Annotated in this window: 9 protein-coding genes and 2 pseudogenes; 7 read left to right on the forward strand and 4 right to left on the reverse strand. The window is 68.3% G+C overall.

Going from position 1 to position 9,794, the window contains the following annotated elements; all coding sequences use genetic code 11:
- The first annotated feature begins 154 nt into the window (after window positions 1–154).
- On the forward strand, window positions 155–1,237 hold the full coding sequence (locus ACZ69Q_RS45340; RefSeq protein WP_471054684.1) for an acyltransferase family protein: 1,083 nt from the start codon (window positions 155–157) through the stop codon (window positions 1,235–1,237).
- 218 nt (window positions 1,238–1,455) lie between these two features.
- Here the strand turns inward: ACZ69Q_RS45340 and ACZ69Q_RS45345 are convergent, their stop codons facing one another.
- Together ACZ69Q_RS45345 and ACZ69Q_RS45350 are read right to left on the reverse strand one after the other, a co-directional pair.
- Window positions 1,456–2,097: a Rid family hydrolase gene (locus ACZ69Q_RS45345; protein WP_471054686.1), complete on the reverse strand. Its 642-nt coding sequence runs from the start codon at window positions 2,095–2,097 to the stop codon at window positions 1,456–1,458.
- Window positions 2,094–3,704, reverse strand: coding sequence for a flavin monoamine oxidase family protein (locus ACZ69Q_RS45350; RefSeq protein ID WP_471054688.1), 1,611 nt, complete (start codon window positions 3,702–3,704; stop codon window positions 2,094–2,096). The genes ACZ69Q_RS45345 and ACZ69Q_RS45350 overlap by 4 nt, the downstream gene beginning before the upstream one ends.
- A 564-nt stretch (window positions 3,705–4,268) precedes the next feature.
- On the opposite strand from ACZ69Q_RS45350, the pseudogene ACZ69Q_RS45355 reads away from it, so the two are divergent.
- Window positions 4,269–4,723, forward strand: a pseudogene (locus tag ACZ69Q_RS45355) (IS5 family transposase); the annotation flags it as partial.
- Between the two features lie 18 nt (window positions 4,724–4,741).
- Here ACZ69Q_RS45355 and ACZ69Q_RS45360 read toward each other — a convergent pair.
- Window positions 4,742–5,167: a MerR family transcriptional regulator gene (locus ACZ69Q_RS45360; RefSeq protein ID WP_471054690.1), complete on the reverse strand. Its 426-nt coding sequence runs from the start codon at window positions 5,165–5,167 to the stop codon at window positions 4,742–4,744.
- Between the two features lie 188 nt (window positions 5,168–5,355).
- Between ACZ69Q_RS45360 and ACZ69Q_RS45365 the strand changes: the two genes are divergently transcribed.
- The 4 genes from ACZ69Q_RS45365 to ACZ69Q_RS45380 all read left to right on the forward strand — a co-directional run bounded on the left by ACZ69Q_RS45365 (window position 5,356) and on the right by ACZ69Q_RS45380 (window position 8,782).
- Window positions 5,356–6,120, forward strand: coding sequence for an SDR family NAD(P)-dependent oxidoreductase (locus tag ACZ69Q_RS45365; RefSeq protein WP_471054692.1), 765 nt, complete (start codon window positions 5,356–5,358; stop codon window positions 6,118–6,120).
- 279 nt (window positions 6,121–6,399) lie between these two features.
- Entirely contained in the window at window positions 6,400–7,242 is an 843-nt protein-coding gene (locus ACZ69Q_RS45370) for an alpha/beta fold hydrolase (RefSeq protein WP_471054694.1), read from the forward strand.
- A gap of 472 nt (window positions 7,243–7,714) precedes the next feature.
- Window positions 7,715–8,170 (forward strand): hypothetical protein, encoded by a 456-nt coding sequence (locus ACZ69Q_RS45375; RefSeq protein WP_471054696.1) that lies wholly within the window; start codon window positions 7,715–7,717, stop codon window positions 8,168–8,170.
- Window positions 8,171–8,260: 90 nt separating this feature from the next.
- The gene (locus tag ACZ69Q_RS45380) at window positions 8,261–8,782 is read left to right on the forward strand and encodes a hypothetical protein (RefSeq protein WP_471054698.1); all 522 of its coding nucleotides are present in this window, start codon (window positions 8,261–8,263) and stop codon (window positions 8,780–8,782) included.
- A 201-nt stretch (window positions 8,783–8,983) separates the two neighbouring features.
- On the opposite strand, the pseudogene ACZ69Q_RS45385 reads toward ACZ69Q_RS45380, so the two are convergent.
- Window positions 8,984–9,171: pseudogene (locus tag ACZ69Q_RS45385) on the reverse strand (hypothetical protein); the annotation flags it as partial.
- A gap of 300 nt (window positions 9,172–9,471) precedes the next feature.
- Between ACZ69Q_RS45385 and ACZ69Q_RS45390 the strand changes: the two are divergent.
- Window positions 9,472–9,759: a hypothetical protein gene (locus tag ACZ69Q_RS45390; RefSeq protein ID WP_471054700.1), complete on the forward strand. Its 288-nt coding sequence runs from the start codon at window positions 9,472–9,474 to the stop codon at window positions 9,757–9,759.
- Window positions 9,760–9,794 lie beyond the last annotated feature (35 nt).

The raw sequence follows: 9,794 nt of genomic DNA on the forward strand, positions 1-9,794 counted from the left end.
CCCCCCCCCCCCCCCCCCCCCCCCCCCCCCCCCCCCCCCCCCCCCCCCCCCCCCCCCCCCCCCCCCCCCCCCCCCCCCCCCCCCCCCCCCCCCCGACGCCACCGAGGACAGCAGCTTCGTCAGCCTCGGCGGCGACTCCCTGTGCTACGTCGAGATGTCCCTGCGCCTGGAGGAGGCACTGGGCCACCTGCCCACCGACTGGCACAGGAGGACCATCCGCGAGCTGCGAGCCATGGCAGCGCCCGTGGCAGAGACGCCGGAGGGACGGGACACGCTGCCGGAGCCGCGGAGGGCCCGTCCGACGCCGGGGCTCCGCGGGGCGCTGCGCTCCTGGATCACCCCGCAGTCCTGGCGGACGCGCCGCACCCTGGAGACCGGCATCGCCCTGCGCGCGGTCGGCATCGTCCTCATCGTCGGCTCGCACGTCCAGGTCTTCGAGATCAAAGGCTTCGCCCACATCCTCATCGGCGTCGCGGGCTACAACTTCGCCCGCTTCCAACTGACCGACGCCGCACGCCGCGAGCGCGTTCGGCACCTGTGGCGCAGCATCGCCCGCATCGCGGTACCGAGCATGGTGTGGATCACCGGCGCGGTAGTCCTGACCGACTTCTACGACCCGGCCAACGCCGTGCTGCTGAACACCCTGATCTCCCAGGGGAACGACCGCTTCGACTGGGCCTACTGGTTCGTGGAGGCCCTGGTCTACTACCTGGTCGTCCTCGCCGCACTCACGGCCGTACCGCTTCTGGACCGGCTGGAACGGCGGTACGCCTTCGGCATTCCTCTGGTTCTCATGGCCGTCGGCCTGGTCGGCCGCTACGACCTGCTGAGACTGGCATCCGCTCGCCCCCAACTGAGCCCCTCGGTGGTCTTCTGGCTGTTCGCACTCGGGTGGGCGGCCGCGCGAGCCGGCACGACGCGGCAACGAGCCCTGCTGACGGCCGTCCTGCTGCTTACCGTGCCTGGCCTGTTCCAGGACCAGCCCCTGCGCACCGTCCTCGTGATCGCCGGACTGGGGCTGATGATCTGGGTGCCGACCCTGCCCAGCATCGGCCCGCTCAGCGCACTTGCGGGCGTCCTGGCGAGCAGCTCCCTCTACATCTACCTGACGCACTACCAGATCTACCCCTACCTCCAGGAGGATTTTCCAGTCACCGCCCTCCTCGCCTCCCTCCTGCTCGGGGTCGTCTACGCAGCGGTCGTGACCCGGGCCGCCCGAACGGTCCGGTGGCTGTGACTGCAGCCGTCAGGCACGAGCCCGGCCGAGCCCATCGAGGGGCCTCTTTCCTAGCCTGTTCGGGCGCGCTGATATGGCCTGCGATCACATGGTTGACCGGCACGACCGCCGGGAGCAGTCAGGGGCCTGACTGCTTTTTGCTCCAGGACAGCGAAGCTTGTCGGGGCCGGGCCCGGTTACGGGCCCGGCACCTCGCTGTAGTTGCCCCGCGGTGCCTGTCAGCGCTTCTTGTAGGCGGCGGTGACCTCGACCTCCACCAGCCAGCCGTTGACGGCCAGCGAGGCGACCTCCATCGTGGCGCGCGCGGGACGGGCCTTGTTGGTGACCAGCGGTGCCTTGGGGGCGGAGGTGCCCATCGGGACCGGGATCACCTCCTTCGAGGTGAGGTCGATGTTGGCGAAGTATTGGCGGTAGGCGCGGTTCCATCCGGCGTAGTCGGCGGTCTCGGCGCCGGGCGGTTTCATCAGGTAGCACTTCATGGTGATGACGTCGGCCAGGGTCAGGCCCGCCGCTTCGAGGTTCGTCTTGATGTTGCGCAGGACGACGAGTGCCTGGGCCTCGGTGACCGTGACTCCCGTGGCGCCCTGGGTGAGGGCCGGGTCGGTGTAGAGCTCGGGTGAGCCGGCCGGCGCGGTGGGGTTGAGCGCGGTCGGGCCGAGGCCGCTGCTCTGGTAGATCGCCACCTCACCGCCGGTCGCCACGCCGGTGGCGATGGCCGGGTTGGACTGGCCCTCGGGCAGCATGACGCGGACCTCTTTGGGGCCGGGCCACCAGCCCTTGCCCTCGGCGAGCGCGGTGCCCCCGACCAGGAGCGAGGCGGTCAGGGCCGTACCGATCACCACCTTTGCACGTCGCTTCATGCGGCCATCACCCTTTCGTGGATGTCGGTCACGACTTTGCGGGCCGAGGTGAACGCGCCGTGCTGCCAGGCGATGACATGGCTGAGCCAGTCGCCGGCGAAGTACACGTGCCCGGCAGGCTGGTTGAGCAGCGTGTACTCCGGCCCGGTCTGCGAGGGCCAGCCCACCCAGCCGGCCTCGATATGAGGCGTGCGATGCCAGGCGACGCTGAAGGAGTGATCGAGTTCGGTGCGGTACTTGTCGCCGTGGATCTTCACGCCCCGGCTCACCGCCCGCGCAACGCGCTGGGCGTGCGGCAGATCGCTGTACGCGAGGGCGTTGGCACCGAAGTTGTAGTAGCCGATGAGGGTGCCGCGGCGGCCCTGGTAGCCGTAGGAGGGGTACCAGATGGTGGCCAGGTCCGTGTCGGTCGGCGTGATGCCACCATAGATGTGCTCGTCTGTCTCCCACCAGCGGCTGCGGTACTCGAGGCCGACCTTCCCGACGGGGGTCGGGACGGCGTACTTCAACGCCGCGGTGACGTTGGTCCCCAGGTTGTGCTTGAGGCGGGCCATGACCATCGGCGGCATAGCCGCGACGACGAAGTCAGCGCGCTGGGTGCGGATACGGCCGCCGGCGTCCTCGTACGTGACCTCGGCACCGTCCGGCAGGTCCTTGACCTCCAGCGCCTTGGCGCCATAGGTGATGCGGTTCTGGCCGATCGCCTTGGCCAGGGCGTACGGGATCGCGTCCATGCCGCCCACCGGCTGGAACATCAGCATGGCCTGGTCGTAGCCGAGTTCGAAGGCGAAGCGCTGCCCTACGCCGCTGGCGATGACGTCCGACACCGACGGCACCGGGCCGAGGACCGTGCCGCCCTCGAAGGCAGCGCCCGGTTCGACGGAGTAGCCTCGTCGGTCGGTGCCGGTGTAGGCGTAGCCGTCGGCTTTGCCCTTGATGGCGCCGAAGCTCTGCAGGAACGCGATCAGTCGTTCCTTGTCCTGCGCGGTGAGGCGTGCGTCCAGGGCGCCCTGGTCGGTGGCCTTGGCGAGCAGTTCGGAGACGTAGCCGTAGACGTCGGCCTTCGCCGTGCGCCAGCGCATGGGCTTGCCCGCAAGGGCGGCACTGCTCTCGTGGTAGATGTAGGCGTTGGCGTTCTGGTTGGTGAACACCTCGAGTTCGACGCCGAGTTCGCGGCAGTACTCGAGAGTGACGTGGGACTGCGGCAGCCGGGCCGGGCCCGCGTTCATGTACTGGCCCTTGGTGAACGACGCCGTCTGCGTACGCCCGTCGAGGTCGGTCAGCGTCGTGCCGCCGCGGACCGTCCAGTTGCGGCCCCCAGGGCGGTTTTTCGCTTCCAGGATCCGGCAGTCGTAACCGGCTTTGCCCAGCTCGTACGCCGTCGCCAGGCCGGCTATGCCGCCACCGAGCACGAGCACCTTCTTGCCGCCGCGCCCGGTGAGCGCGAAGTCGCTTCGCTGGGGCGCCCGGTACTCATCCGCCCGCACGTTCGGCACCGGGGCGAGCCCGAGTGCGCCCATCGCCGAGTACAGCACTCCGGCGCCACCCGCGACGCCGAGGGATCTCAGGAAGTTGCGGCGGGATGCCGGGGATTGCTCTGCAGCCATCATTTCCTCCTCACCCGCACCCCGGGGAGCGAGCCGGCCGGGGAGCGGTCGTTCGGTCAACCCGGTCACGTGGGGGGTGCGAGTCACTGAGGAGACCGGAGGTGCGCCATGAGCCTCCGTCAGGACTGTTACAACGCCATGCCACTGACGTAACCGGTCCGAGCCCTGTGCTGCGAATCAGGAGGAAGGGGCGGGAGCGGTCGCGTCTTGAGTTGGGGGCAGCCACTCCCGCCGGGCCGGCCCTCGCACTCAGTACTGACCGCCCACGCCAAAGCATCTGGCGGCGGATGAAGGGAACGTCGACCACGCTGGGGACAGGAGGTATTGCCGGTCCACCGCGACCAGCACGGTGAGGGCGACTCGTCCGGCTAGCGGCCACGGACCGGCGCCGCTCGTCCGATACCCCCGTGGCGTCGTATCCCTCTTCCCTGTGTGGGTTCGCAAGGCGGGGTGCATCCGGGGCTCCGGTCGCGGGGGTGCCGGGTGGGGGCGGATTCCGGAACTCAGCGCGAAGCGCGAGTGCCTGAGGTGAGGGCGTGAAGGACGTCGGTGCCGCCGGCCTTGGTCACGACGAAGATCCATCTGGCGAGTGAGGGCGGATGCCGCCCGCTGGCCATCCTGGTCACGCCCGGACAGTGGGGTGACGCCCCGCGGCTGATTCCGGTCCTGGACCGTATCCGTGTCCCGCGCCCAGCGGGTGGGCACCCGCGGACACGTGCGGACCACCGGTGCGGCGACAAAGCGTATAGCTCACGCCGGAACCGGTATTACCTGCGCAGACGACAGATCCGGCACACGATTCCTGAGCGCCGGGACCAGCGCGCCAACCGCCGACGGCGCGGCAGCCGCGGCGGTCGCCCTCCCAGATTCGACCAGGGACGCTATGCCCGCGGAACGAAGTCGAGCGGACCATCAACGCGCTCAAGGGCTTCCGGGCGGTGGCGACGAGGTACGACAAGAGAGCATTCGTCTTTCACGGCACGGTTACCCTCGCCGCGATCCGGCTGTGGCTCCGATGATGGTTCACCGGACAGTCCTTAGGGCCGCCCGACCAGGGCCACGACTTCGCCTGCCGCTGTCGGAGGGACACTGGTGCCCTCCGCGCGGACTTTCAGGTACGCCTCGATGGCCCGCTCGTTGCGCTGGAGTACGTCAATGCGGCGCTTGATGGCAGCGAGATGACGACGCAGCCCGTCCAGCTCCGTCACGTCGATGTCCGGGCAGGTCCGGGCCTTCCCCTCCTCCTTCTGGGCATCGAGACAGGGCAGGACCTCGCGGATCATGTCCGTTGTCAAGCCCGCTTCCAGCAGTTCGCGGATCTGCAGGACCCGGTCGACGGCGGGCTCACCGTAGCTGCGGTATCCGTTGGGTGCCCGCCACGGGGTCAGGATGCCGACCTCTTCGTAGTAACGAAGCAGCCGCGGCGCCACTCCGGTCTTCGCAGCCAGCTCGCCGATCTTCACAGCGTTCTCCCTCGCCAGGCGGTCGCGAGGCCGCCGCTCCGTCGTCCCGAGGGCTACCGGTCCGCCGGAGGTCAACCTTTACATCAGTGTAAAGGTTCAGGTCGGGCTTGACGTTCACACTAGTGTCAATCTCTAGCTTCGGTTGCGTAGCTGAAAGGCAGCTCAGCAGCGCATAAGGAGTTATCACCATGTCCACCTTGTCCAAGGCTCTGACGGGGCGCACGGTGCTCGTGACCGGAGGGTCGCGGGGTATCGGTGCGGAGATCGCCCGTGAATGCGCACGCGAGGGTGCGCATGTTGTGATCACCTACCAGAAGTCGCGCGAGCGGGCCGAGACCGTTGTCGCCGAACTGACCGGCCTTGGGGCGAAGGCGCTCGCCGTGCAGGCGGATCAGGCTGTTCCGCACGAGGCGTCGACCGCTGTGGAGAAGGCCGCCGAATTCTTCGGGGGTCAGATCGACGTACTGGTGAACTCAGCCGGCATCGCCGTCATGGGCACCGTGGACCAGGTGGACCTCGAGCTCCAGGAAGGGGTTCAGCGGATGATGGCTACCAACGTGATGGGAACCATCGTCACCACACACTCCGCGTCGCGCTTTCTGACCGACGGCGGGCGCGTCATCCTGGTGGGAAGCACCGTCGCCCACCGTGTCCCCGTCCCCGGTGTCGCCGAATACGCGGCGAGCAAGGCGGCGATCGATCAGCTCGGCCGGGGGTGGGCGCGCGACTTCGGCTCGCGGGGTATCACCGTCAACGTCGTGCAGCCCGGGGCCACCGACACGGACATGAATCCCGCAGACGGACCGAATGCGGCCCTCCAGGCAGCCATGACGGCACTCGGACGCATGGGCACCCCCAGCGACGTCGCCAAGGCGGTCGTGTTCCTCGCCAGTGAGAAGGCCGCCTACATCACCGGCGCTCTGCTGACCGTGGACGGCGGATTCAGCATCTGAACCGGATTCGGCAGTCCGTGGCATGCGAGTCTCCGGTGCGTCGACGCCATGTGACGGCACCGGAGCATCGCGGCCGGAACGACTGTCGCGGTCCCGCCCTGCCGTTCTCCCCTGCCGGGTCTCACTCCGGCGCGAGGAATCCGCGGTGAATTCTCTTCGGTGCACCTGCGAGAGAAGACACTGTGGCGCCGGCGCCGGGTCGCGCACGCTGGTGCAGCGGAGCGTGACGCTGACATCCGCCGCGACGCACCCTGACCTACGACGTCCTGGGGTGATCCGATGACGACGGTCAACGCCAATGAGATCGCCTTGGGTATCGAGTCGTTCGGTGACGACGACGCACCACTCGTCCTGCTCGCGGGCGGGACGACGATGCTCTCCTGGCCCGACGCGCTGTGCGAGCGCCTCGCCGCCGGTGGGCGCCGTGTGGTGCGCTACGACCTGCGCGACAGCGGGGAGCCGACGACTACGGACCCGGAGGCGCCCGCCTACACCCTGCGCGACCTCGCCGCCGACGCGGCGGCCCTTGCTGACGCGCTCGGCGGCGGGCCCGCGCACCTCGCGGGGATCGGCGTCGGTGGAATGGTCGCCCAGGTGGCCGTGCTCGACCATCCGGGCGCGTTCTCGGCGCTCACCCTGGTGGGCACCCGCGCGGTTGCGCCTGGCCCACCTGACGATGACCTCCCCGACCATGACCAGGCGATGATGCGTCGGCTGTTCTCGCGTCCGATGCCCGACTGGACCGACCGCGAGGCGGTGGCGGCGTTCGCCGCCGCCGGCGCGGAGATCCGCGGCGACGACCCCGTCGCCGCGCGCGAGCTCGCCACGCGCATCTGGGACCGTACGCCCGGTACCGCACCCGCGCTCCACATGGCCAACCAGATGGGCATGGTGTTCTCCAGGCTCGACTGCAAACCCCGCTGGCGGGAGCGTTTGCCCGAGTTTGAGGTCCCCACGCTCGTCGTCCACGGCCATCGCGACCGGTTCTTCCCCATCGGCAACGGCGAGGCAATCGCGCGCGAGATCCCCGGGGCGCGGCTGCTCGTCCTCAGGACGGCCGCCACAGCGATCCCGGGTGCGGCGATCGGCGAGGTCGCCGAGGCGATGCTCACGCTCGGGTAGAGGACGCGCGTGGGTTCTTCGAGCACTTGTGATCACCCCTGCAGAGAACCGAGCACCGTTGTGCGAGCAGTCAACTGGAACGCTCAAAATGGCCAAGTGGCGGGTTCTGACCGCGCTTCCGTGGGCGATATGTCGACTGCACGTCACCGTCGTACGCAACCAGGCTGAGGCTGCACGCACGTGCGGCCTCGTCTCCTTGTCGGACGATCTTGAGCGGGCCCGCCCTCCAGTACTACGGCATGGCAGTCACGGTTGTCGGGTAGCGAAGAGATGCTCGGACCGCTGAGGTCGTGGCAGAGGGAGATGCTGTCGTGACGCATGACGACCCGCCGGATGAATGGAGCCCGCAGGAGCGGCAGATGTGGGAGGCATACCGGGGTGGCGGGTGGTGTGACGAGGTGGCCGAAGTGCGCTCCGCTACCTTCTGATCGCCGCACCATCGCCCTACCGCGGTTGTCAGGCCCGCCTGCAGTTGCGTGGCGCACGCGTCACCGGCGATTTGGACCTTGCCGAAGTCACGGTCGCTGGCTCCATCCGCCTGGTCCGGTGCCTCTTCGATGACGCCGTCCGCCTCAACAACGCGCACCTTGGCGCCGCCTTCGAACTCAACGCCTGCACGATGCCCGGGCTGATCCTGGCTGGCGCGCGCATCACCCTGGAGTGCGAGATCGTAGCCTGTACCGTCGCCGGCACAGTGGACCTGCGATCCCTCGCTGTCGAGAATCGACTGTCTTTTAGCGACACCGCCATACGCCCGCCCCATGGCGAGGCCGCGCTTGACGCGCAGTCCATCGAGGTAGGTGAGGACTTCTGGGCATCGGGCCTGGACTGCGCGGGCACGGTGTATCTGAATAGCGCCTGGTACCGCGGTGCTTGTCCCGTCACCTGCCAGACCGCACATCATCCAGGCGTACCCGCATCATGCTGAGGGATCACGAAGACGTGCTTGGGGTAGAGCGGCCATGATGGAGGCTGATCGGCTGCGATCGCGCAGCGGAGCCGCGAGGGGGGAAGGGGCATGGACCCTGCGGTGGTTGCGGCCGTTGTCGGCGCCGGCGCGGCCTTGCTGGGTGCGTTCGTCGCCTCCTTGGCTACCCGTCGTGTCGAGGTCTTGAGACTGCGTGCCAATCTGGTTGAGAAGGCGGAAGACCGCAAACTGGCAACTCTTGAGGGGTTTCTTCTTGCCGTGAATGCGTGGCTCGACTGGCTCTCGTTCATGGAGCAGGAGGGTTGGGAGGGGAACCTCGATGAACTCAACGCTCGAGTGCGGGCAAGGGATGATGCCTATCGCCGTCTTGTCCTTCTGGCATCGGATGACCTTCATCACTGGCTGACGAACGTCTACAACCCTGAGGAGTACGAGCTGAAGGCCACGTATGTGCGACGGCTCCGTTATGGGCAGCCGCTTGATGAGCGCTCTCGTGAGCTTCGCCGTTCGTTCTCTCGACTCCTGCGAGAAGACTTGATTGTTCAGTTCCGGCCCGAGGTCGCAGCTTTGCGGGATCCCTTGCACCCTGCGAGCCAACGCCGCTGGCGGTGACCTGCGTATCAGCCAAACTGTGCCGCCCATCGGGACGCGTGCCAGCATCCCCTCTGGCGCACTCGCGGTCGGTGCGGCGTCCAGCGAACGGGTGTGTGCCTTGGCCTGGGTAGGGTGGCCGCCAGGCGAAGATCATCATTCAGTCAAAGGCGCGCCGAACACACCCACGGCGCGCAGAAGATCTACGCTGCTGCTTCCCAAGTTGATCAAACGTCGCTCGATCCGGACCCAGGTATCACGGTCCGTCCGGGCCCCACAGACCGGCGCTTGCGGATCACCGTACCCGGGAGCAGGTGCACTTGGAGACACCGCTCGACGTGATCAAGAACCTCATCAACCGGCTGCACCCGTAGATCAACAGCCCGTCCCGTGGAGACCGAGAGCGTCATACACGCGACCGTAGCAGTGTTGCCAGGCGGGAGGCTTTTTGTTACGGCGGACAGGTGGCTCAGCAGCCGCGGTGGGGAGGAGCGGGATCCGCCCGCCCTGCCCCGGCGCTCGCCTGTACGGCTGTACCACCGCATGCCGATGGCGGGGGAACCGTTCCGTCCGCTCCGAAGACAAGGCCGTGTCCGGAACTGAGGTTCCATGTGGGACAGCGCCGTGGGCAGCGGTAGTCCCGCTCCAGATCCTTGGATTCTGGCGCGCTCGCAGTTCGGCGATCGCGCAGGGGCGACCCTGATGTCGAGGTGACTTTGTGGGAACACGAACGGCATGGTCCTTCTACGGGCCGGCCCCGCAAGGTGCCCGACACCACCGCCAGCCGGGCCGCCGCCCAAGCCGAAGCGCTGGCCGCAGCGAGGCGCCGCCGCCATCTGACTAGGGGGCCTGCTCTCCGTGCGATCGGAGGTGGACCAGCGTTCTTCCTGGAACGGCCGGCCACTGCCGAGTACGCACGGCTCGCGCTGATCGACGACGACATGACCGAGCACCCCGACTGGCTGAGCCTGCTGCGGCGGGCCCATCTCGCCGGCTGAACCGCCTGCACGGCCAGAGTCCGGACTCGGCTGGA

The sequence above is a fragment of the Streptomyces sp. NPDC036764 genome, assembly GCF_055609385.1.

Coding starts and splice junctions, on each gene's coding strand:
- ACZ69Q_RS45340 (WP_471054684.1), top strand. CDS start 155: ATGTCCCTGCGCCTGGAGGAGGCACTGGGCCACCTGCCCACCGACTGG.
- ACZ69Q_RS45345 (WP_471054686.1), bottom strand. CDS start 2,097: ATGAAGCGACGTGCAAAGGTGGTGATCGGTACGGCCCTGACCGCCTCG.
- ACZ69Q_RS45350 (WP_471054688.1), bottom strand. CDS start 3,704: ATGGCTGCAGAGCAATCCCCGGCATCCCGCCGCAACTTCCTGAGATCC.
- ACZ69Q_RS45365 (WP_471054692.1), top strand. CDS start 5,356: ATGTCCACCTTGTCCAAGGCTCTGACGGGGCGCACGGTGCTCGTGACC.
- ACZ69Q_RS45370 (WP_471054694.1), top strand. CDS start 6,400: ATGACGACGGTCAACGCCAATGAGATCGCCTTGGGTATCGAGTCGTTC.
- ACZ69Q_RS45380 (WP_471054698.1), top strand. CDS start 8,261: ATGGACCCTGCGGTGGTTGCGGCCGTTGTCGGCGCCGGCGCGGCCTTG.